General features: G+C 68.9%; 19 protein-coding genes and 1 pseudogene. 8 read left to right on the top strand and 12 right to left on the bottom strand.

Annotation, left to right across the window (positions count from 1 at the left end):
* From ACFHYQ_RS27540 to ACFHYQ_RS27550, 3 genes are all read right to left on the bottom strand, one after another.
* The coding region (locus ACFHYQ_RS27540; protein WP_394304058.1) for a M4 family metallopeptidase at positions 1–1756 on the bottom strand (1756 nt) is incomplete at its 3' end.
* Between the two features lie 327 nt (positions 1757–2083).
* Positions 2084–3517: an NsdA family TPR-like regulatory protein gene (locus ACFHYQ_RS27545; RefSeq protein WP_394304059.1), complete on the bottom strand. Its 1434-nt coding sequence runs from the start codon at positions 3515–3517 to the stop codon at positions 2084–2086.
* A gap of 59 nt (positions 3518–3576) precedes the next feature.
* Entirely contained in the window at positions 3577–4746 is a 1170-nt protein-coding gene (locus ACFHYQ_RS27550) for a glycoside hydrolase family 18 protein (RefSeq protein WP_394304060.1), read from the bottom strand.
* Positions 4747–5007: 261 nt separating this feature from the next.
* On the opposite strand from ACFHYQ_RS27550, the gene leuE reads away from it, so the two are divergent.
* Together leuE and ACFHYQ_RS27560 are read left to right on the top strand one after the other, a co-directional pair.
* The gene (gene leuE / locus ACFHYQ_RS27555) at positions 5008–5679 is read left to right on the top strand and encodes a leucine efflux protein LeuE (protein ID WP_394304061.1); all 672 of its coding nucleotides are present in this window, start codon (positions 5008–5010) and stop codon (positions 5677–5679) included.
* 75 nt (positions 5680–5754) lie between these two features.
* A complete protein-coding gene (locus ACFHYQ_RS27560) occupies positions 5755–6633 on the top strand; it encodes a phosphotriesterase family protein (RefSeq protein ID WP_394304062.1) in 879 nt (292 codons plus the stop codon).
* Between the two features lie 38 nt (positions 6634–6671).
* Here ACFHYQ_RS27560 and ACFHYQ_RS27565 read toward each other — a convergent pair whose 3' ends face one another.
* The 6 genes from ACFHYQ_RS27565 to ACFHYQ_RS27590 form a co-directional block, all read right to left on the bottom strand.
* On the bottom strand, positions 6672–8123 hold the full coding sequence (locus ACFHYQ_RS27565) for an NAD(P)/FAD-dependent oxidoreductase (RefSeq protein ID WP_394304063.1): 1452 nt from the start codon (positions 8121–8123) through the stop codon (positions 6672–6674).
* Between the two features lie 36 nt (positions 8124–8159).
* Positions 8160–8945: an ABC transporter permease gene (locus ACFHYQ_RS27570; RefSeq protein ID WP_394304064.1), complete on the bottom strand. Its 786-nt coding sequence runs from the start codon at positions 8943–8945 to the stop codon at positions 8160–8162.
* Complete coding sequence (locus tag ACFHYQ_RS27575; protein WP_394304065.1) at positions 8942–9808, bottom strand: ABC transporter permease; 867 nt, start codon at positions 9806–9808, stop codon at positions 8942–8944. The genes ACFHYQ_RS27570 and ACFHYQ_RS27575 overlap by 4 nt, the downstream gene beginning before the upstream one ends.
* Positions 9805–11064, bottom strand: a complete 1260-nt coding sequence (locus ACFHYQ_RS27580) for a polyamine ABC transporter substrate-binding protein (RefSeq protein ID WP_394304066.1) — start codon at positions 11062–11064, stop codon at positions 9805–9807. Before ACFHYQ_RS27580 ends, ACFHYQ_RS27575 begins: the two co-directional genes overlap by 4 nt.
* A 103-nt stretch (positions 11065–11167) precedes the next feature.
* On the bottom strand, positions 11168–12316 hold the full coding sequence (locus tag ACFHYQ_RS27585; protein WP_394304067.1) for an ABC transporter ATP-binding protein: 1149 nt from the start codon (positions 12314–12316) through the stop codon (positions 11168–11170).
* A gap of 52 nt (positions 12317–12368) precedes the next feature.
* Complete coding sequence (locus tag ACFHYQ_RS27590; RefSeq protein WP_394304068.1) at positions 12369–13802, bottom strand: gamma-aminobutyraldehyde dehydrogenase; 1434 nt, start codon at positions 13800–13802, stop codon at positions 12369–12371.
* 243 nt (positions 13803–14045) lie between these two features.
* Between ACFHYQ_RS27590 and ACFHYQ_RS27595 the strand changes: the two genes are divergently transcribed.
* Together ACFHYQ_RS27595 and ACFHYQ_RS27600 are read left to right on the top strand one after the other, a co-directional pair.
* Positions 14046–14534 carry an Lrp/AsnC family transcriptional regulator gene (locus ACFHYQ_RS27595; RefSeq protein ID WP_394304069.1) on the top strand — a complete coding sequence of 163 codons (489 nt, stop codon included), beginning with the start codon at positions 14046–14048 and terminating at the stop codon, positions 14532–14534.
* Positions 14535–14584: 50 nt separating this feature from the next.
* Entirely contained in the window at positions 14585–15343 is a 759-nt protein-coding gene (locus ACFHYQ_RS27600; protein WP_394304070.1) for a type 1 glutamine amidotransferase, read from the top strand.
* Positions 15344–15492: 149 nt separating this feature from the next.
* On the opposite strand, the gene ACFHYQ_RS27605 is transcribed toward ACFHYQ_RS27600, so the two are convergent.
* The gene (locus ACFHYQ_RS27605) at positions 15493–16152 is read right to left on the bottom strand and encodes a hypothetical protein (RefSeq protein ID WP_394304071.1); all 660 of its coding nucleotides are present in this window, start codon (positions 16150–16152) and stop codon (positions 15493–15495) included.
* Positions 16152–16928, bottom strand: coding sequence for an ABC transporter ATP-binding protein (locus ACFHYQ_RS27610; protein WP_394304095.1), 777 nt, complete (start codon positions 16926–16928; stop codon positions 16152–16154). The genes ACFHYQ_RS27605 and ACFHYQ_RS27610 overlap by 1 nt, the downstream gene beginning before the upstream one ends.
* Before the next feature lie 106 nt (positions 16929–17034).
* Here ACFHYQ_RS27610 and ACFHYQ_RS27615 point away from each other — a divergent pair, with 106 nt between their 5' ends.
* From ACFHYQ_RS27615 to ACFHYQ_RS27625, 3 genes and pseudogenes are all read left to right on the top strand, one after another.
* Positions 17035–18081, top strand: a complete 1047-nt coding sequence (locus tag ACFHYQ_RS27615; RefSeq protein ID WP_394304072.1) for a gluzincin family metallopeptidase — start codon at positions 17035–17037, stop codon at positions 18079–18081.
* 12 nt (positions 18082–18093) lie between these two features.
* Positions 18094–18459: pseudogene (locus tag ACFHYQ_RS27620) on the top strand (M1 family aminopeptidase); the annotation flags it as partial.
* Positions 18460–18478: 19 nt separating this feature from the next.
* Entirely contained in the window at positions 18479–19135 is a 657-nt protein-coding gene (locus ACFHYQ_RS27625) for a cyclase family protein (RefSeq protein ID WP_394304073.1), read from the top strand.
* A 153-nt stretch (positions 19136–19288) separates the two neighbouring features.
* Here ACFHYQ_RS27625 and rlmN read toward each other — a convergent pair whose 3' ends face one another.
* Positions 19289–20434, bottom strand: coding sequence for a dual-specificity RNA methyltransferase RlmN (gene rlmN / locus ACFHYQ_RS27630; protein WP_394304074.1), 1146 nt, complete (start codon positions 20432–20434; stop codon positions 19289–19291).
* Between the two features lie 184 nt (positions 20435–20618).
* Between rlmN and ACFHYQ_RS27635 the strand changes: the two genes are divergently transcribed.
* On the top strand, positions 20619–21653 hold the full coding sequence (locus ACFHYQ_RS27635) for a suppressor of fused domain protein (RefSeq protein ID WP_394304075.1): 1035 nt from the start codon (positions 20619–20621) through the stop codon (positions 21651–21653).
* Position 21654: the final 1 nt, after the last annotated feature.

Consider the following 21654-nt stretch of genomic DNA (forward strand, 5'->3'; position numbering starts at 1 on the left):
AGTAGCTGCCGTCGGGCTGGTAGGCGCTCGACCCCGACGTCAGCGAGCCGGTCTTGGTGGTCTGGTAGCCCGTGCAGGTGCCCGGGTTGGAGGTGGGGCCGGGGCTGGGGCTGACAGTGGGACTGGGACTCGGGTTGGGGTTGCCTCCGCAGGTGCTGTCGTTGCCGGCCACGTTGACGGCGGTCCAGGCCGCCTGGACCGCCTTGTACTCGGTCGAGCAGTTGCCGTACAGGCCGGTGGCGGCGCGCAGGGTGTAGGCGCGGGCGGTGTTGCCCGGGTTGCTGGAGTTCACGTAGCGGGTGCTGGAGGTGAAGTGGTTGGCCAGGGCTTGGAACCAGATCTTCGCCGCCTTGTCACGGCCGATGCCGGTCACGGCCGGTGCCGAGCCGCACACCGGCGAGTTGCCGTACCGCGTGCTGCCGGAGCCCTCGGCGAGCATGAAGAAGAAGTGGTTGCCGACGCCGGAGGAGTAGTGCACGTCGACGCTGTTCGTGCTGGTCGACCAGCATGAGTGCGACCGGCCGTCCAACGACGGGTTGTACATGTAGCGCAACGGACTGCCGTTGCCGTTGATATTGATCTTCTCGCCGATGTCGTAGTCACCGGGGTCGGAGGTGTTGTTGGAGTAGAACTCCACCATGGTGCCGAAGATGTCGCTGGTGGACTCGTTGAGGCCGCCGGACTCCCCGGAGTAGGTCAGGTTGGCGGTGCGCTCGGTCACGCCGTGGCTCATCTCGTGCCCGGCCACATCGATCGCGACCAGCGGCCGGGAGTTGCCCGACCCGTCCCCGTACGTCATCTGGGAGCCGTCCCAGAAGGCGTTCACGTAGTTGCTGCCGTAGTGGACGCGGCTCGGCACGCCCTGACCGTTGCCGAAGATGCCGTTGCGGCCGTGCACGTTCTTGAAGTAGTCGAACGTGGTCGCCGCGCCGTAGTGCGCGTCGACGGCGGCGCTCTGCCGGTTGCTGTTGGAGCCGTTGCCCCAGGTGTTGTCGGGGTCGGTGAACGTCGTGCAGGTGCCGCTGGTGCGGTTGTTCATGTCACACGTACGGCCGTTGCCGTGGGCCACGTCCACCATGCTGTAGGAGCCGCTCGACCCCGAGGTGGAGATCCTGACGGTGCCCGAGTAGATCGAGTTGCCGGTGCCGTCGACGTGCATGATTTCGTCGAACGACGACAGGACCGCCCCGGTGAGCGCGTCGGTGATCACGTGCAGCCGCGACGGTGTCTGCCCGTCCTCGGCCACACCGCTGACCACGGTCTCCCAGGCCAGCCGGCCGTTCCCCGCGGAGGCGTCGACGATCAGTTCGGGCTTGCCGACCTCGCCGGCCTCCCCGGTGAACGCGTCCCTGGCCTTGGCGGCCGCGTCGGCCGCGCTGATCTTCGGGGTGACGCCGAGCATGAGCGGCGCCGTCAGGCCCACCGACGCCCCGTCGAAGGCGCCGTCCGTGTTGAGGTGGACGACGAAGTCGCCGCCGAGGACCCGCAGGTTGTGGTACTTCCGGGTGTAGCGCACGTGGGCTGCGCCGTTGTCATCCACGTTGGTGTCGGACACAGCGTACTTGTCGGAGCCGCCGGCGCGCACGGCCTCACCGTGCTGCGCGATGGCCCGGTCGGCCTTGGCCGTGATGGCGGGGTCGGGGGCCGGGTCCGCGGCCGTCGAGGCCAGGGCCGTCGAAATGGGGATCGCGGTCGTGGCCGCGACGGCCACGGCGGCGATGCCGATCGGAGTCAGTCTTCGGAGGAAACCTCTCATGTCGTCCTCGCTGCTAGACGATGTGGGGGGACCGCGGCCCGGCCGGGTGGCCGTGCCGCGACATCGACGCAGGACCTGTACCGGTCATGTGTGCGCCGGGACAGGGCAGGAGCGCCGCGACCAGACCGTCCCAATCTCGACAGATCGAGTCAATGATCTAGACAGAGCATGCAAACTTTGTCGATCCGTACGGCACAGCGATCAGGCTCAGCGGGATTCTCGTGACGGAAGGTGACGAAGTGAAACCGCTCCGAGATGCGGTTGGCAAGGAAATCGACAAGCGCCCGCAAGTGCGGCCGGCTCGGTCAAAGAGATCGACAGCGGAGATCAGTAAAGGAAGCCGCCGACTCGGGCCGCGAAATCCCGCACATCGGGCCGACCGCCCCAGCGGGCGACCAGCCGGTCGCGGAGGCCCCGCAGCTCCTGGCTGATCATCGTGGTCGGCACGGTGACCGCGTCGGCGAGCACCGGCTCGGCGACCGCCAGCGCGGTCTCGACGTTTCCGGCGCAGGCGTAGCCATCGGCCAGCCGCAGCGTGAGCATCACCCGGGCGGGACGCATGTGCGGCGGCAGATGGCGCAGCGACCGCTCGATCGCCTGCACCGCCAGACCGGCCACGGACCGGTTGGCCGTGGCGACCGCGATGTCGCGCAGCGCGCCGCCGGTGCTCGACTCGACGCGGAGGTGACCGGCGGCGCCGCACAGCCAGGGCGCCTCGATCTCGTCGCGCTCGCCGAACCGGGTCAGGTGCACCCTGGCGTGCGCGATGTGCCGGTGGCACTCGGCCGCGTCGCCGCCCAACCCGTGTGCCCGGGCCTCGTAGAGATCGGCAAGGGCCGCCACCCAGGGCCGGTCCGGTCCGGCCGCGCGGATCGCGCGCGCGTACGCCAGAGCGGACTGCGGGTCGTTTTCGAGCCGGGCCAGCGTGCTCATGTCCCCGAGCAGGGACACGCGCGCCACGAGGTCCTCGGCCATGGCGGCCCAGCGCAGGCCGCCGCCGAACCAGGCCGCGGCCATGCCGTGCTGGCCGCGCTGCATCCGCAGCACCGCGGCCAACTGCGCGTAGCCGGCGGCGAGGCTGAGCAACGCCCGCCGGTACGGCCCGGCGAGCACCTCCATCCACCGCACGACCGCGTGCAGCGCGTGCTCGACCACTGTGACGAGCACCGCCGCCACCCGCTCGTCGGCCGCCTGCCAGTACGCCGCCAGGAGCGCGGCCAGCACGTGCACGGCGTCGGCGTCGATGCTCTGCGGGGGTGGGGAGGTCTGGTCGAACGCGCAGGAGGCGAGATAGGTCGACAGCGCCTCCGCCGGAACGGGCACCGCACAGCCCGCGGTGTCGTGAAGCGGGCACGCCAGCCCATAACTGGGCAGGTGTGACGGCCAACTCAGCGTTTCGAGGATCTCCATGTCGGCCAGCAGTGCTCTACCGTCTCCGGGCAGCGGAGTGGCCAGGGACAGTCCGATTGAGCCCGCGCCGGTCCCCGCCTGTCCGGGCAGAGCCGCCGCCGTGTAGGCCGCCTGCAGCTCCCCACCGGTGCCGAGCAGGTCGTCCAGCCGCCGCACGAGCCGGGGGGACGGCTCCCGGCTTCCGCCCTCCAGCTTGCTGATCGCGCTGTGGTCGTAGCCGACGTGGATCCCGACCTGAGCCTGAGTGAGCCCGGCCCGCCGGCGCCAGTGCCGCAGGCGTCGGCCGAACTCCTCCCAACGGGCCGGCGTCCGGACGGCCGGGGAGTTCGCGTGCGCAGTCTCGGCGTCCACCAGGCTCCCAAAGGCCGCCTCTTTACAGAAACCTTACTGAGATTGGTCGGATCGTAGCTCTACGCCGGATGCCCGACAAGACCCGTTTCCGCGCCTTCCTGACGCGCCCCCGCTCCCTGCGTGTTGACGAAGTCCACGTGATCGTAGATCCGGTCGAGGTCGAAGCCGTCCGCGAGCTTCCTCCGGTCCCTGGGCAGGTACACGGTCAGCAGATAGCGCCTGCCCGCCTCCTCGCCGAGCGCGTCGAGCTGGTAGCGGAACTCGGCGAGCAGCTCGGTCAGGTTCTCCCGGTCCGCGTCGCTGACGTGGTTTCCGGCATGTCCCCTGGACCCCGGCCACTCCCAGTCGATGTCGACGCCGTCGAAGACGCCTTCGGCGCTGCGCGGGCCGCCCCGACCGCCGAACTCCGGAAGATCACCCTTGATGTAGGCGTCCAGGCACGACCTCACGAACCTCCGCCTGCTCTCGGCCGTCGCCGCTACGTCGGAGAAGTACTTGGAGTAGCTCGGACCGCCGATCGAGATCAGCGTCTTGAGACCGGGGTGACGGGCCTTGAGCTTCTTGAGCTGGTTGAAGTTGCCGCCCAGCACGGTGTCGGGCGCGTCGGCGACCCCGTCCACCGACTCGGCCGCGGAGAACCCCCGCAGGTAGTCGGCCCAGGCGTCGCCCGCGCCGTCCCCCTGATCGGGGTCGTCGGGGTCGGGCAGCGGCGGCCTGGTCACCCCACTCAGACAGGTCAGCGCGTCGGGGTCGATGTTGGCGAAGGCGTAGTTGACGTGGGTCAGCCGCGCCGCCAGGCCACTGGTCTCCAGGCTCATCACCGTGGACGTGCCGCCGAAGGCACCGCGCTGGGCCAGATATCCCACCCGCGCCGTCCGCGGCGTGGGAGACGGCCGGGGAGGGGGAGGCGGTGGGGACGGCGTGACGGTTACCCGGACCGTCACGGTCACCTCCGGCTCGGGCAGGGCATCGTCATCGAACCCATCGGCCGGGCCCTCCTCCTCCTCGTCAGCGGCGGCGGCCGAACTCTCCCCCGAGGCAGGCGCGACCGCGGCCACCGGGGACAGCGGAGGGTGGGGCATGGCAAGGGTCCGCCTGGCGGCGGGGGGCGTGCCCCCCGTTGCCTGGACCTGGCCGCCGTGCCATACGCCGTACCAGACGACGAACAGCGAGGACATGACTGCTGCGAGGACCAGCACGGTGAAGGCGCCTCGCGTGATCGCTCCCATGGGATGACTCCGAGATGCCGGGGCGTGACCGTACGCGTTGACGAGATTGCCGAGGGAGCGTAGCGACGGCGTGACCAGCGGACAATCCACGCAACCTTAAGCGCCGCTTATGGTCGACTCATCCTGCAGCAGGGCACGTTCCAGCCTTCGCGTGTGATGTTCGTCACACCATTCCAGGCGGCTGCGACTTTCACTTCGCGGACCGGACGGGGTGTCGACCCGAAGATCGTGGCGCGGATATAAGGTGAAACATCATTTTTTGTGGGAGCAACGTTGTTCTTCGGCATCACCAACATCTGGACCTACGTCCTCGGCTCGTTCCTCATCATCCTGCTGCCCGGCCCCAACTCGCTGTTCGTGCTCTCCACCGCGGCGAGGCGAGGTGTCAGGTACGGCTACCGTGCCGCATGCGGGGTCTTCGTCGGCGACAGCGTGCTGATGTTCCTCTCGGCGGCAGGCGTGGCCTCGCTGCTGAAGTCCACGCCGCTGCTGTTCTCGGTGGTCAAGTACTCCGGCGCGGCGTACCTGGCGTGGATCGGCTTCGGCCTGGTTCGCACGGCCTGGAAGTCGTTGCGCTCCCCCGCCGTGCCCCATGAGGTCGAGGCGGCCGAGGCGCGCGTGTCCCCTGAGGGCGGTCCATTCCGCAGGGCTCTGTCAATCAGCTTGCTCAACCCCAAGGCGATCCTGTTCTTCGTGGCGTTCTTCGTGCAGTTCGTGGACCCGTCGTATGGCGCGCCCGCGCTGTCGTTCCTGATCCTCGCGCTGATCATCCAGGTCTTCAGCGTCGCCTATCTGACGATGCTCATCTTCGGCGGCACTCTTCTCGCCGACCGCTTCCGGCGGCGGCGCGCGCTGTCGGCCGGTCTGACCTCGGGTGCGGGCATCCTGTTCCTGGGCTTCGGCGCCAAGCTGGCCACGGCCACGCTGAGCTGACCGACGGAAGCCGCAGAACGTTACAAATTGGCAGGTTATAGGGCATGGAATGCAAAAATCGGGTAATGTCCGGGCATGTCCGGCGCTTCGTTCCCCCGCATCCAGACAGTCACCGGCGCGGTTCCCGTCTCGGAGCTGGACGGACCGGTGCTGCCCCATGAGCAAATGCGCACCGACACCCGCTGGGGCGTCGGGGTGGAATCCGACCCGCGACGCTGGCTGGACGAGGAACGGCACATCATTCCCGAGATCAGAGCCCTGGGGCGGGAGCACGGTCTCACACTGATCGTCGAGCACAGTTGCCTGGGTATGGCGAGGGATCCGGCCGCGCTGGCCCGCGTCTCCATGGACACCCGGGTCCACGTCGTGACCGCGACGGGCTTCGCCGCCGAGCCGTTCTCCGGCCATCTGATCCGGCACCGCGATGTGGACGATCTCACCGGCGACCTGCTGCGGGAGATCGGCGCCGGACTCGACGGGACCGGCGCCCGGCCGGGGCTTATCGTGGCGGCCTCATGGGACGAGATCCCGACTCCCGCCGAAGAACGCGCAGTGATCGCGGCGGCCCGCGCCTCGCTGCACGCCGATCTCCCAGTGGCCGCGGAAAGCCTCGAACTGCTGGAGCTCCTGCTCTCCAATGGCGTTCCCGCGCGGCGGCTGAGCATCCGCGGCACGGATGCCCCCGCCCAGCGCAAGATCGCCGAGACCGGGGCCTACGTGAGCGTACGGGAGGCCGAGCAGGTCCTGGCCCTCCTGGACACCGGGCACGCCGAGCGGGTGCTGCTCAGCAGCGGGGTGGAGCGCCAGGAGCACGTCGCCGCTTACGGCGGGCACGGGTACGGCCGGCTGTTCGACACGCTCATCCCCGCCCTGAGCGGAGCGGGTGTCGACAACGACACGCTCCACCTGATGATGTGCGAGAACCCCCTGCGCTGGCTCTCCGACGCGGGCTGAGGTGACCCCCTCCCCCTCTCCCCCAGAGGGGTGGGGGGTCAGGAGTCGAAGCCGAGGCCCATGGCGTCGAGGAGGCGCAGCCAGGCGTTGCGGCGGCCCTGGTGGGCATCGGCCCGGGCCATCGACCATCGGGTGAGCTGGATGACGCCCGACCTGAACGGCTCGGGCGGGAACGGCAGCGGCTTCTCCCTCACCATGCGCAGCCGGGTCCGCTCGGTGTCACCGCCGCCGAAGCCCGGGCCGCCCCAGTCCGAACCGGCACGGTCCGGGCCGCCGAGCAGGTCGAGCATCACGTTGGCGCCGAACCGGGTGGCGCCCACGCCCAGGCCTGTGTATCCGACGGCATAGGCGAGACGGGAGTCGTACGCCGTGCCGAAGAAGGCGCTGAACCGGCTGCAGGTGTCGATGACCCCGCCCCAGCGGTGGGTGAACCGCACCCCGTCTAGCTGTGGGAACGTCTCGAAGAAGTGCCTGGCGAGCTTCTCGAACGTGGCGTCGCGCTGGTCGTGCGCCGCCTTGATCAGGCCGCCGTTGTGGTACACCGCGTCGTAGCCGCCCCACAGGATCCGGTTGTCGTCGGTCAGCCGGTAGTAGTGAAACTGGTTGGCCGAGTCTCCCACTCCCTGCCGGTTCCGCCAGCCGAGCTCGGCCAGCCGGGCCGGCGGCAGCGGCTCGGTCATCAGCGCGTAGTCGTACACCGGCACGAGGAAGTGCCCGAGTCGGCGCAGCAACGGCGGGAAGACGCCGGTGCCGAGCGCCACCCGCCGGGCCCTGACCCTGCCCCCGGGGGTGACGAGCTCCAGCAGCCTCCCGTCGTCGCGCACCGACCTGACCGGCGTGTGCTCGAAGATCCGCACACCAAGCCGCAGACAGGCGTCCCGCAGCCCCCAGGCCAGCCGAGCCGGGTCGACCATGGCGGTCCCGTCGCGGTCCCACAGACCGCCCAGGTAGGTCGGAGAGTCCACCTCGGCCCGCACCTGGTCCCGGTCGAGCCGGTCGACCCGCAGGCCGAGCGATTCGGCGGCCTCCGCCTCCTCGTCCAGCCCGTCGAGCTGCCACTCCTCGGTGGCGACGTGCAACTCGCCGGTGCGCTCGAACGAGCAGTCGATGCCGTACCGCATGAGCGTCGCCTCGATCTCGGCCAGGTTCTGGCGCCCGAGCCGTTCCAGCGTGGCGATCTCCTCGGGCCAGCGCTGCAGCCCGTTGCCCAGGCCGTGGGTGATGCTGGCCGCGCAGAAGCCGCCGTTGCGGCCGGAGGCGGCCCATCCGATCCTGCGGCCCTCCAACAGGACCACGTCGAGCGAGGGCTCTCGCTCCTTGGCCAGCAGCGCGGTCCACAGGCCGGAGAAGCCGCCTCCGACCACGGCCAGATCGGCGACCGCGCCCGCGGCCTCCCGGGCGTCGATCGGCGGCAGCGGATCCGTCGCGATCGGACGGTCCAGCCAGTACGGCTTGCGCTCCGCGTCAGCGAGGGCCTTCAGCGGATCCACACATCTCACTTCCCTACAGCGGCATGAACCGCGAAATCAACTACGACGTCGGGCCATCAGGGCGTTGATCACCGCGATCAGCACACCGCCCGCGAAGATCAATGTGCCCATGATGTTGACCTGGGGCGGAATGCCCACGCGGGTGGATCCCCAGATCCACAGCGGGAACGTCACCGTTCCGCCCGCGTTGAAGTTCGTAATCACGAAGTCGTCGATGGACAGCGCGAACGCGAGCATCGAACCCGCCAGCACACCTGGGAAAATCATGGGCAGGGTGACCAGGCGGAATGTGGTCCAGGTGCCCGCGCCGAGGTCCCTGGCGGCCTCCTCGAGCGAGCGGTCCAGTGTCATCACCCGGGCCCGGACCGTCACGGCGACGAACGAGATCGAGAACATCACGTGCGAGATCACGATCGTCCAGAAGCCCAGCGGCACGGCGAGGGTCACGAACAGCGACAGCAGCGAGGCGCCCATCACGATCTCGGCACAGGAGATGGCCGCGAACATGACGACGTTCGTCGTGCCCGACCCGCGGAAGCGGTACCGGCCAAGGGCCAGCCCGATGAGCGAGCCGAGCACGCCCGCGATCACCATGGTCAGCAGGGCGATGAGCAGCGAGTTCACCAGCGCCTCGGTCAGGTCGCCGATCTCGAACAGCTTGCCGTACCACTTGAGCGTGAAGCCCTGCCAGCTGGTGTTGTAGCGGCCCTGCGTGTCGTTGAACCCGAACAGGACCATGACGGCGATCGGCGCGACCAGCCAGGCGATCACCAGCCAGGTGTAGATCTGCAGCCCGCGGCCCCTCAGCAGACCCCGCCTCATCGGGCCGCCACCTCCAGCACGTCCTCGGTGCCCAGCGCCTTGGCGTAGGCGAAGATGCCGACCAGCAGCAGCGCCATCAGCGTGAACGACAGCGCCGAGGCCGTCGGATAGTCCTGGCTGACCAGGTACTGGTTCTGGATGACATTGCCGATCATCGTGGTGTTCGTTCCGCCGAGCACCGACGCGTTGACGTAGTCCGACGTCGCCGGCACGAACGTCATGAGCACGCCGGCGAACACGCCGGGCAGCGACAGCGGGAGCACCACGCGCAGGAACGTCTGGAACCGGCTCGCGTACAGATCCTGTGCCGCCTCCAGCACCCGCGGGTCGATCCGCTCCAGCGCCACGTACATCGGCAGCACCATGAACGGCAGGAAGTTGTACGCGAGACCGCCGATCACGGCGTACGGCGTGGCCAGGACGCGGAAGCCCTCCGGCAGCAGCCCGAGGCTCTTCAGCGGGCCCAGCAGGATGCCGTTGTCGGACAGCATGAACTGCCAGGAGATCGTCCGGAGCACGAACGACACCAGGAACGGCAGCAGCAGCAGGAACAGGTAGAGCGACTTGTGTTTGCCGCCCTTGAACGCGATCCAGTACGCCACCGGGAAGCCGATGATGATCTGGATCACGGTCGAGGCCAGACCGTAGAGCACAGAGCGGATGATCTGATCGTGGTAGTTCGACAGGCCATCGGCGTACGAGTGCCAGTTCCAGGCGAAGGCATAGCCTTCCTCCACGCTGCCCGACTGCAACGACAGCGACAGCATGACCACCATCGGGACCACGAAGAAGATCGCGAGCCAGATGCCGCCAGGGAAGATCAGCGCGTACGGCGTCAGCGCCGCCCTGAGCCTTCTGCTCATGACGTGGTGATGGGCTGGAAGACGCTCTCGAACTTCTTGTGCTCCTCGCTGTCGGCGAAGGTCACATAGGTCCGCAGCTTGGCGTAATCGTCATCACTCGGGAAAACCAGCGGGCTGCTCGCGATCATTTCGAGCGTCTTCTTGTCCTCCCCGGACGCCTTGGCCGCCTTCTCGACGATGATGTCCCTGGCCGCGGGCACCGGGGTGACGTAGTTGATGTACTCCGCCATGCTCGCCGCGATGTCGGGCTCGTAGAAGAAGTCGATCATCATGATCGCGTCGACCGGGTTGGCGGCCGTCTTCGGAATCATGAAGTTGTCGGTCCAGATGGTCGCGCCCTCGTCGGGGATCACGAACTTCAGGTCGGTGCCGTCGGAGAGGTTCTTCTGGAAGATGTCACCGGACCACGCCTGGGTGATCCAGATGTCGCCCTTGGCCAGCGGGTCGATATACGACTGATCGTAGTATTTCCGGACAATCCCGGAGTCGCGTTGTTCCTTGAGCTTCGCGGCCGCCTTCTCCCAGTCGGCCTGTGTGGACTTGTCCGGGTCGATGCCCAGGGCGAACATCCCGAAGTTCGCGATCTCCTGCGAGTCGGCCATCATGCCGACCTTGCCCTTGTACTTCGGATCCCACAGCGCCGCGTAGCTCGTGGGCGGAGTGTCGACGTACTTCGGGTTGTACGCGATGCCGGTCATGCCGGAGGCGTACGGGACCGTGAAGATGTTGCCCGGGTCGAACGCCTCGATCTTGTACCGTTCCCCGACGTTCTCGGCGAAGTTCGGCAGCTGTGCGTGATCGAGCGGCGCCAGGTAACCCAGCTTGATCAACTGGGTGAGCTGGAAGCTGTTGGTGACGATCATCACGTCGTAGTCGATGGACTGGCCCGCGGCGAGCTGCGGCTGGATCTTGGCATACCAGCTCGTGGTCTCCTGGATGACCTCCTTGTGGTTCACCGTGATCCCGGTCCGCTTGGTGAACTCCTTGAGCTCGGGCAGCTTGGGATCCATGTAGAGCGGCCAGTTGGCGAAGTCGATGTGGCCGTTCTTCACCTTGCCTGACCAGTACTTGTCCACCTCGGACTCGACCTGCGCGGAGGAGGTCGGCCGGGCCACGCTCTTGCCCTGCACGCCACAGGCGGCGAGGGCCAGCCCGGCGGCCGACAGGCCGGTCAGGCGCAGGGCGTCGCGGCGGCCGAACCGCCGCCCGGTCATGCCGCGGAGGAAGGCGAGATCCTGCCTGGAGGAGTCGTTCATGGGGTTGTGCTCCGGGGAGTTGCTGTGCGTGCTCTGGAGAACCGCGCTCGGGGGAAGCGGCTCGGGGGGATCGCTCGTGGAGTTCGGCTCGGGGGAATCGGTGTTACCGCAGCACGTAGGAGTGCCGGGGCTGCCAGGAGAGCCAGACCGTGTCACCTCGCCCGGCCGTGATGGTGCTGTCGTGCGCGTTCTGCTGGAACACGGTGATGTCGGCGCCGTCGGCGAGCACCACCGTGTAGCTGTTGGACGTGCCGAGGTACACAACCTCCGCCACCGTGCCGCGCACGATGCTCAGGTCGCCCACGGGCTGTTCCGTCGAGATGGTGATCTTCTCGGGGCGGACGGTGAGGTCGACCGCGTCGCCCGCGGACGCCGTACCGTCGGCCGGGATCACGATCCGGTCGCTGGGGCCGAGCGCGAGCACCGCGGTCGCGCCGGTCACGTGCTGCACGGTGCCGCTGAGCAGGTTGGAGGTGCCGATGAACCCGGCGACGAACTTGGTCGCCGGCCTCTCGTAGATCTCGCGCGGGTCGGCGAGCTGCTCCGCCAGCCCGTCGTTCATCACGGCGATGCGGTCGCTCATCGTGAGCGCCTCGCCCTGGTCGTGGGTGACGTAGACGAACGTGATGCCCACGTCCCGCTGGATGCGCTTGAGCTCGATCTGCATGGCCTGGCGAAGCTTCAGGTCGAGCGCGCCGAGCGGCTCGTCCAGGAGCAGCGCCCGGGGCCGGTTCACCAGGGCGCGGGCGAGTGCGACACGCTGCTGCTGGCCGCCGGACATCTCCTTGGGGCGGCGCTTCTCGCGGCCGACCAGGTCCACGACCTCCAGGATGTCGCCCACCCGGCGCTTGATCTCGTCGCCGGGGACCTTCTTGCGCCTGAGCCCGAAGGCCACGTTCTCCCAGACGCTCATGTGCGGGAACAGGGCGTAGGACTGGAAGACCATGTTCACGTCGCGCTTGTTCGGCGGCACGTTGGTGACGTCCTCGCCGCGCAGCCGGACGGTCCCCCGGGTGGGCTCCTCGAACCCGGCGATCATCCGCATCGTCGTGGTCTTGCCGCAGCCGGACGGGCCGAGAAGGGAGAAGAACTCGCCTTCGGCGATGGAGAGGCTGACCCCCTTTACCGCCGGAACGACCTCTCCGTGTGACACGTACTCCTTGACGACGCTGTCGAGCTCGATGGCGGGCACGTCGGCTGATATGGGGGCGGCCGCGACGGCCGCCCCCATGCCCGCCTGGATGTCTGTCATTCCAGGCTTATCCCTCTTTGTCGGTAGGCCGTACGGCTCGGGCTGCCGCGACCTATTCGCCGATGTAGTGCATGACGTGCTTCACGCGCGTGTAGTCATGCAGGCCGAAGACCGAAAGGTCCTTTCCGTAGCCGGAGTGCTTGAAGCCGCCGTGCGGCATCTCGGACACGAACGGGAGGTGGGTGTTGACCCACACCACGCCGAAGTCCAGCCGCCTGGACATCCGCATAGCCCGGCCATGGTCGGAGGTCCACACCGAGCCGGCCAGCCCGTACCGCACGCCGTTCGCCTTGGCCAGCGCGTCCGCCTCGTCGGTGAACGTCTGGATCGTGATGACCGGGCCGAAGATCTCGTCCTGGATCATCTCGTCGTCCTGCTGGAGCCCGTCGACGACGGTCGGGGCGAAGAAGAACCCCTTCTCGCCGACGCGACGGCCTCCGGTCAGGACCTTCGCGTGGTCGGGCTTGCGTGCGAAGAACCCCTCCACTCTGGCGAGTTGAGCGGGGTTGTTGAGCGGGCCGAAGTAGGCCTCCTCGTCGTCCAGGCCGCCCACCTTGGTGGCGGCGGCGGCCTCGGCGAGCGCGGCGGCGAACTCGTCGTGGATGCTCTCCTGGACGAGGACCCGGCAGGCGGCGGTGCAGTCCTGGCCGGCGTTGTAGAGGCCGCCCTCGGCAATCGCCCCCGCGACGGCCCCGATGTCCTTGACGTCGTCGAACACCACGACCGGGGCCTTGCCGCCGAGTTCCAGGTGGACGCGCTTGAGGTCGTCGGCCGCCGACCGCGCGACCGCCATGCCGGCGCCGACCGAGCCGGTGATCGCGACCATGTCGGCGTCGGGGTGACCGACGACCAGCGCGCCGGTCTCACGGTCACCGGTGACGACGTTGAAGACGCCGGCCGGGAGGATGTCGCCGAGGATCTCGGCGAGCTTGAGCGTGGCGGCGGGGGTCGTGTCGGACGGCTTGAGCACGATCGTGTTGCCGGCGGCGAGCGCGGGGGCGATCTTCCAGACCGCCATCATCATCGGGTAGTTCCACGGGGTGACCTGACCGATCACGCCGATCGGCTCGTGCCGGATCACCGACGTGTGGTCGGCGAGGAACTCCCCGGCCGTCGGGCCCTCGAGTGTGCGGGCCGCCCCGGCGAAGAACCGGAAGTGGTCGGCGGCGACCGGCGTCTCGTCCTCGGCCATCCGAGCCCGGGGCTTGCCGGTGTTGCGGCACTCCGCCTCGTTGATCTCGTCGGCACGCGCCTCGATCGCGTCGGCGATCTTCAGCAGCAGCGCCGCCCGCTCGCCCGGCGTGGTCTGCCCCCACGTCTCGAAGGCGGCGGTGGCGGCGGCGTAGGCGACGTCGACGTCCTCTCGGCCCGATACCGGTGCCTGGGCGTAGACCTCGCCCGTCGTAGGGTCGACCACGTCGGAGAAGCGCCCGCTCACGGCGTCGACGAACTTCCCGTTAACGAAGTTCTGGAGACGGGTGGTCACCATTGACCTCCTGTTGAGGTGGCTGGAGTTGTCGCGACTCTGACAGAGAAAACAGACAACTACAAGGGAATCCGTGGCTAAGATACCAAATCGCTACGAAATCGCTTGCCGCGAGCAGAGAAATTGACAATATGTCAGATCGTGATCACAGGTTGACTGGAACTACGCTGTAACACGAGGTCACACCGGTGATGGCCCCTCCCCTGTCCCACTCCATCCCCCAGAGAGGACACCCCCCCGAGGATGACGAATCCGCCGAAGGTACGCGCGCCCGGGAAGGGCGGGCCAGTGATGCTCGACGAGATCTCCAAGCAGATCATCGAGCAGCTTCAGGCCGACGGGCGTAAACCGTACGCCGCGATAGGCAAGGCAGTGGGGCTGTCAGAGGCCGCGGTACGCCAGCGGGTACAGCGACTGCTCGACCTCGGCGTGATGCAGATCGTCGCGGTCACCGACCCCCTGTCGCTCGGGTTCCCCCGGCAGGCGATGATCGGCATCAAGTGCGAGGGCGATCTGGACGCGGTCGCCGAGGAACTCTCCTCGATAAGAGAGATCAACTATGTGGTGCTGACCGCGGGTTCGGTGGACCTCATCGTCGAGGTGGTCTGCGAGGGCGACACACATCTGCTGGAGATCCTGGGCAAGATCAGGGCGATCTCCAGCGTGCGGGCGACCGAGACGTTCGTCTACCTGAAGCTCCACAAGCAGACCTACTCCTGGGGCACCCGCTGACCGCGGTTGCCGCCCGACACACCCCTACGTCGATCAGCGAGGCGATGGCTGTGAACGCTCCCGTGATCCTCGCCGTCCAGCACGAGGACGGCGCCGGCCCCGGACTCATCGGCACGCGAATCGCGGCGGCCGAGGTGAAACTGGACCTACGCCACCCCTGGCAGGGGGACACCCTCCCGCGTTCCCTGGAGGGCGTCGACGGATTCCTCGTCCTCGGCGGCATCCCCGGCGTCGACGACGTGGATCTGGCGCCCTGGCTGCCGGCGGTGGCCGATCTGCTGCGGCAGGCCGTACGCGACGAGATTCCGACGCTGGGCGTGTGCCTGGGCGGACAGTTGCTCGCCCATGCCTGTGGCGGCACGGTGGCGAAGGCCGCCACCCCCCAGATCGGCCTGTTCCCGCTGACCGCCCGGCCCGCCGCCGCACAGGACGCGCTGTTCACCGGCCTCCCCGACGACGCATGCGCCATCCAGTGGCACTATGACGCGATCACCGAGCTGCCGCCCGGGGCGGTGCCCCTGCTGTTCTGCCCCGACTTTCCCAACCAGGCCTACCGGCTGGGCCCGGCGGCCTGGGGCGTGCAGTTCCATCCCGAGGTGCTGCTCGAATCCACCGAGCGGTGGGCGCGGAGCGGGGCGGGCCAGCTCACCGAGCTGGGCATGGACGCGTCCGTCATGCTCGCCGAGATCGCCGCCGCCGAACCAGCCCTCCGGGAACTGTGGGGCCGCATCGCCGACCGGTGGATCGACCTGGCCACCCGCCACGCCGCCGCCGGCGAGGATGTGGCTGTGACTCCTCCGCCCCCCTGAAGAGGACGGCTTCTCGCTCCCTCTGGCTGAGGTAGCCGGAGTAGGCGACGGCCAAGCCCTGACCGATGCCCCTTCGGGGCACGTAAAGACGATTCCGAGGAAGCGATTCCCCTGCCGGATGAAACGGAAGGTGGGTCCCTCGCCTGACGTTACGGGCGGGTGCGGCGAAGGCGCGCGTAGGCGGCCAGGCCGAGGGCGGGCCACAGCAGGGACTGCACCGTGAGCAGGGGCAGATTGGCGAGTAGGACGCAGTGGTGGGCGTCGCGCATCCAGGCCATCAGCGGGACGCCGAGCCAGCGCACCCCCGACAGGCTGATGAGCAGCATGGCCAGGTAGCCGAAGATCAGGGCCATGCTCGACACGGCGGGAGAGGGCAGGATCGGGCGGCTCGTCAGCGCACCGAGCACCACGCCCGCGATCACCGACAGCAGATGCAGGAATCCGCCCGCCAGCAGTACGGCCAGGCCGGGGGCGGCCGGCAGTCGCAGGACGAGCGCCCCCATGGCGACGGCCGCCAGTGCGAGGTCGTACGCGCAGGCAGCGAGCAGCCCGCCGACTGCCTCCGACCGGCCGACGGCCGTACGGAAGATCATCCGCTGCTCGTCCGGCTCGATGTCGAGCAGGCCGCGGGCGGCCCAGGCGAACACCGGGACGAGGATGGCGGCCGAGTCGGCCGCGGCCCCCAACTCGGCACCCGCCGGAACCGGCGTCGCGTAGAGGATCGCCAACAGCGGAAGCAGCCCGATGAGAGGCTGAACGGCCCTGTGGGAGCGCGCGTAGGCGGCGAGCCGGAACCGGGCCAGCGCCATCACTGCTCCACCACCGCCCCGGTTGTACGGCCCGGCCGGGCCGTACGGACCGCCCGGACGCCGTGGCCCTCCGCCCGCAGGCGCTCCGCCAGGTCCGCGGCCTTGGCAGTGACCACGCTGACCTCCAGCATCGTGACCGACCCGGCGGAGTCCGGACCGTCGTCCGGCGCCGCGACGGGGACCTCGCGAAGGGTGCCATCGCGGACCTCGTGCCGCCGCCTTCCGGGAAGCGCGCGCAGGTCACCCTGATGATCGCTGACGACGACGATGCCCCCTCGACCGGCGACCTCGTCGATGACGCGTGGCAGTTCGTCCCGGGTGGCCGCGTCCAGGCCGGCGAAGGGCTCGTCGAGGACGAGCAGCCCCGGCCGGCACAGCAGCGCCTGAGCGAGGCCCACCTTGTGGGCGCTTCCCTTGGACAGGTCCGGCAGCAGCTGCCCGAGCAGGTGATCCATCCCGAGCCGTTCGGACCATTCCTCCGCCGATCGCGGATCGACACCGCGGATCGCCGCGATGTGCCGGAGATAGGCGGCGACGGTGAACGGCTGACCTGCCGGGAAGCGCTCGGGGGCGTACCCGACCACTCCGGGCCGATCCTCGATCGCTCCTGTGACGGGCCTGAGAAGTCCCGCGATCAGACGTAGGAGGGTGGACTTGCCGGTGCCGTTGACCCCAATGATCTCGATGACGTCCCCGGCGCCGAGGCCCAGCTCCACCCCGGACAGCACCCATGGATCCCGCCGCCCATAGCGGAACGAGAGATTGGCGACCCGCATGGTCACAGGAGCTTATCGTCTGACTTCCACCCTTATCCGGTAATTCAGCGATCTCATCAGACGGTGGAACGGCGGCTGTTCGGGCGTTATGCACCACGATAGGGGCATGATTCGCAGATCATCCCCCTTCGCGGCGCTCACCGCCGCCGCGGGTCTCGCATTGGTCACCCTCCAGCCGACCGCTACGGCCGCCGCGGCGTCCACCGAGACGGTCCGGGCCAGTGCCTTCACACCCGGCTCGGCCGGGCTCGGCGATCCATACTTCCCGCACGCCGGCAACGGCGGGTACGACGTCGGCCACTACGACATCAAGCTGCGGTTCGACCCCGAGGAGCGGCACCTGACCGCCACCACGACGATCACGGCCACCGCCACCGAGAACCTGTCCAGGTTCAACCTCGACTACTCCGGACCGAAGATCAGAAAGGTGGAGGTGAACGGCAAGGGGGCGCCCTACCAGCGCAAGGGCCAGGAGCTCGTGATCACGCCCAAGCGGGGGCTGCCCTCGGGGAGCACGTTCCGCGTCGAGGTGTCGTACGCGGGCAGACCCAAGGCGATCAAAGACAAGGCGCTCGGTCTCGAAGGGTGGATCAACACCGAGGACGGCGCGGTCGTGGTTTCGGAGCCCGACGGCGCCCGCAGTTGGTTCCCGGCCAACGACAATCCCCGCGACAAGGCCACCTTCTCCTTCGAGGTGACCGTGCCCGCCGCCCTCACGGTCCTGGCCAACGGCGAGCCCGAGAACTCCGGCGTCGTGGGCGTCCGCGACGGTTATCACACGATGAAATGGGAGATGAAGCAGCCCATGGCGACCTACCTCGCCATGGTCGCCATCGGGAAGTTCAAGGTCAGCGAGGGCAGCGCCGGCGGCGTGCCGAACATCACCGCGTACGGCCCCTCGGCCGCCGAGAAGTCCAAGCACCTGCACCGGACCACCGCCAAGGTCACCAAGTGGGCGGCGGGAGTCTTCGGCACCTATCCGTTCTCCTCGACGGGTGGCATCGGAGAGCGGCTGGACGTCGAGTACGCCCTGGAGACGCAGGGCAGGCCCGTCTACGACGGGGGCCCGGGCAACGACTTGGAGATCGTGCATGAGTTGGCCCACCAGTGGTTCGGCAACAGCGTGGGATTGCGCAGCTGGAAGGACATCTGACTCAACGAGGGTTTCGCGACCTACGCCGAGTGGCTGTACGTGGAGCGGCACGGCGGCCCCACGGCGCGGCGGACGTTCGACAAGTTCTACGAGAAGAAGGCGAAGAGCGCGTTCTGGAAGCGGAAGACCGGCGATCCGGGCCGTGCGAACATGTTCGACGACCTGGTCTACACGCGGGGCGCGATGACCCTGCACGCGCTTCGCGAGAAGATCGGTGACAGGACGTTCTTCACGCTGCTCAAGACCTGGACCAAGGACAACCGGCACGGCACGGTGGCCACCCGCGACTTCGTCGACCTGGCGGAGAAGCTGTCCGGTCAGGACCTGGGCGCGCTGTTCGACGCCTGGCTCTACCGCAGCGGCAAGCCGAAGCTCTGAGCGACCCGTGGGAGGCGACGTGCTGATCGACCTGACGGTGCCGATGGCGACCGGGATGCCGGTTTACCCCGGGGACCCCGAGGTGGCGATCGAACCGGCGCTCACGGTCGCGGCCGAGGGGGTCAACGTCCTCGGCCTGCACCTCGGGTCGCAGTCGGGCACCCACGTGGACGCGCCGTACCACATCGACGACGACCTGCCCACGCTGGAGGAATTGCCCCTCGATCGGTTCGTCGGCCCGGCGGTCGTCGCCGACGTACGGGGCCTGCCGCCCCGATCACCGATCACGCCCGAGGCGCTGGCCCCGGCACTGGCGTCGGCGGGTCGGCCGGGGGCGATCCTGCTGATCGCCACCGGCTGGGCAACCCACTGGGGTGACGAGAACTATCTGGCGCATCCGTGGCTCACCGTTGAGACGGCCGAGTTGATCGTGGGTTCGGGGACGCGGACGGTCGGGATCGACGCGCTGAGTGTGGATCCCACCCCGGCCGGCGAGATCCCCGCCCACCGCGTCCTGTGCGGGGCGCACGCCGTCATCGCGGAGAACCTGCGCAACCTCGATGACCTCCTGGCGGCCCAGGCCGCCGGTCATGAGATCGAGCTCTTCCTGCTGCCGCTGCGGCTCGGCGCCGCCGACGGTGCCCCCATCCGCGCCGTCGCCCGCGTCACCGCCTGAGTCGTACGCCCCGGTCGGGCTGGATAACGGAGAACGGCAGCCCCTGGAGCTCATTCCAACCACTCCGAAAAGCAGCGGCATTATCACGCACCGTAAACAGGATGCGACGATTGTGGAGGTTTCTCGAGGGACGGATTTCGCCCGCCCGTAACGTCATGACGGGTTGGCGGCGGCGAGTTGGCCGCAGGCGCCGTCGATCTCCCGGCCGCGGGTGTCCCGCACGGTGACGGCGACGCCGTGCGACTCCAGCCGGCGGACGAAGGCGCGCTCGTCCTCCGGGCGGGAGGCCGTCCACTTCGACCCGGGCGTCGGGTTGAGCGGGATGAGGTTGACGTGCACGAGCTTGCCCTTGAGCAGACGGCCCAGCAGGTCGGCACGCCACTCCTGGTCGTTGATGTCCTTGATCAGCGCGTACTCGATGGAGATCCGGCGCCTGGTCGTCTCCGCGTAACGCCAGGCGGCGCCGAGCACCTCGGCGACCTTCCACCGGGTGTTGACCGGCACGAGCGTGTCCCGCAGTTCGTCGTCGGGCGCGTGCAGGGACACGGCGAGCGTGACGGGCAGGCCCTCGCCCGCCAGCTTGTCGATCGCGGGCACCAGGCCGACGGTCGAGACCGTGACGCCCCGGGCGGAGATGCCGAGACCCTCGGGCGCGGGATCGACGAGGCGGCGGACCGCGCCGATGACGGCCTTGTAGTTGGCCAGCGGCTCGCCCATGCCCATGAAGACGACGTTGCTGACCCGGCCGGGACCGCCGGGCACCTCGCCACGGGCCAGCGACCGGGCCCCGGCGACGACCTGCTCGACGATCTCCGCCGTGGACATGTTCCGGGTGAGACCGGCCTGGCCGGTGGCACAGAACGGGCAGTTCATCCCACAACCGGCCTGGGAGGACACACACATGGTGACCCGGTCGGGATAGCGCATCAGCACCGACTCGACGAGCGATCCGTCGAACAGCCGCCACAGGGTCTTGCGGGTGGTGCCGCCGTCACAGGTGATCTCGCGTACGGACGTCAGCAGCGGCGGCATGAGCTCCTCGACCAGCCGCTCGCGCAGCCCGCCGGGCAGATCGGTCATCTGCTCCGGTGAGGCCGTGAGCCTGGCGAAGTAGTGCCGGGAAAGCTGATCGGCGCGGAACGGCTTCTCCCCCAACTCCGCGACCGCCTCCCGACGCTCGGCCATGCTCAGATCGGCCAGGTGGCGTCGCGGCCTGGCCCGGCGCGGCGCGACGAAGGTCAGCTGGCCGGGCCGGGGCTGCCCGGTGGTCGGCTGCGTGGTGGTCGGCTGCTCGCTCACGCGGAAACCTTCCGATCTCGTGGTCGGCGGAACGCCTGGTGGTCGGCGGAACGTCTGATGTCGGCGGAACGTCTGATGTCGGCGGAACGTCTGATGTCGGCGGAACATGGTCTTAACGGCGGCCCCGACCGGGCTTACATTCAGTCTGACGGCCTGATTGCGGAGGCGACCCGGAGGTTGACGGGTGGACATCACCACCGTGCTCACCAGCCCCAATCCGTACCGGAGCCGGGCCCTCACAGTCGAAACCGACCGGGAGTCCTCCGTAGCCTACCTGCGGGACGCCCGGGGCGCCGTACGCGGAGCGGTCTGGCTGGCAAACCACTGCCCCGCGCCGGCCACGGCGGACCCGGGCCGGGCCGACGGCGGTCTCCCGCCCGTGCTGCCGATGCACGCCACCGGCCGCCCGGCCGGCACTCCGCCACTGGACCCGGCGGCGCTGTCGGTGCTCTGGTTCGAGGAGGGTGACGGCGTCGCCCTGTTCGAGAACGGCGAACTCCTCGCCGTCATTCCGAGCTGGGCGGACATGGATCGCGGCATGCCCGGCTATGCCCGCGACGCCGTGGGCGAGTCGCCGTACGCGTGGCCGCTGGCTGAGGCGATGGAGGGACTGTCGTCCCGTGTCGCCCAGGCGCGCGCGTACTGGCGGTGGCGGGAGGCGAGGGGAAGCTGGGCCTCGTTCCAGCAGTTCGTGATGGGCCACCTGGACGGCCGGGTCGGCCCGCCGGGCCGCTACTGGAACGTCGGAGGCGGCAGCCTTCCGGTGATCGGCGTGACCGAGCGCCCGGCCACCGCGGAACGGGACCACACGATTCTGTCGACGGTGGGGATGAGCTGCCAGCGGATGCCGGGAGCCGAACTCTACGACACGGCCTGCCGGGTGGAGTTGGCCGTCGCGACACGGCAGGACCCGCGGGCCGTCGCCCGGCTGTTCGCCTGGCTGGGCCGCTATCCTTGGCGGTCGGTGACCTGGCTGGGGGACGGCCACACGGCGCGGTGGTTCCGAAGACCTGACTCCTTCCCCCTCGACGGGGACTATCAGGGGGTCATCATGCTCGTCGACCCACCGGGATTTCCAGACATGTCGGGATTTGCAGTCGGGGGTGATCCGGTCCGCTGGCTGTGGCTGTTCCCGCTCACCGAGGCCGAACTCCGCCTCACCGCCGAGCACGGGCACGAGGTGCCCGCCGAGCGCCTGGCCGTACGGCACCGGATCTGAC

The organism is Sphaerimonospora cavernae, assembly GCF_042435035.1.
Taxonomy (GTDB): Bacteria; Actinomycetota; Actinomycetes; order Streptosporangiales; family Streptosporangiaceae; genus Sphaerimonospora; species Sphaerimonospora cavernae.

Bases quoted from the DNA above. Each gene is read 5' to 3' on its own strand.
- ACFHYQ_RS27550 (WP_394304060.1), bottom strand. From the start codon at position 4,746: ATGGGAGCGATCACGCGAGGCGCCTTCACCGTGCTGGTCCTCGCAGCA.
- ACFHYQ_RS27560 (WP_394304062.1), top strand. From the start codon at position 5,755: ATGTCCGGCGCTTCGTTCCCCCGCATCCAGACAGTCACCGGCGCGGTT.
- ACFHYQ_RS27570 (WP_394304064.1), bottom strand. From the start codon at position 8,945: ATGAGGCGGGGTCTGCTGAGGGGCCGCGGGCTGCAGATCTACACCTGG.
- ACFHYQ_RS27575 (WP_394304065.1), bottom strand. From the start codon at position 9,808: ATGAGCAGAAGGCTCAGGGCGGCGCTGACGCCGTACGCGCTGATCTTC.
- ACFHYQ_RS27580 (WP_394304066.1), bottom strand. From the start codon at position 11,064: ATGAACGACTCCTCCAGGCAGGATCTCGCCTTCCTCCGCGGCATGACC.
- ACFHYQ_RS27585 (WP_394304067.1), bottom strand. From the start codon at position 12,316: ATGACAGACATCCAGGCGGGCATGGGGGCGGCCGTCGCGGCCGCCCCC.
- ACFHYQ_RS27595 (WP_394304069.1), top strand. From the start codon at position 14,046: ATGACGAATCCGCCGAAGGTACGCGCGCCCGGGAAGGGCGGGCCAGTG.
- ACFHYQ_RS27605 (WP_394304071.1), bottom strand. From the start codon at position 16,152: ATGGCGCTGGCCCGGTTCCGGCTCGCCGCCTACGCGCGCTCCCACAGG.
- ACFHYQ_RS27610 (WP_394304095.1), bottom strand. From the start codon at position 16,928: ATGCGGGTCGCCAATCTCTCGTTCCGCTATGGGCGGCGGGATCCATGG.
- ACFHYQ_RS27615 (WP_394304072.1), top strand. From the start codon at position 17,035: ATGATTCGCAGATCATCCCCCTTCGCGGCGCTCACCGCCGCCGCGGGT.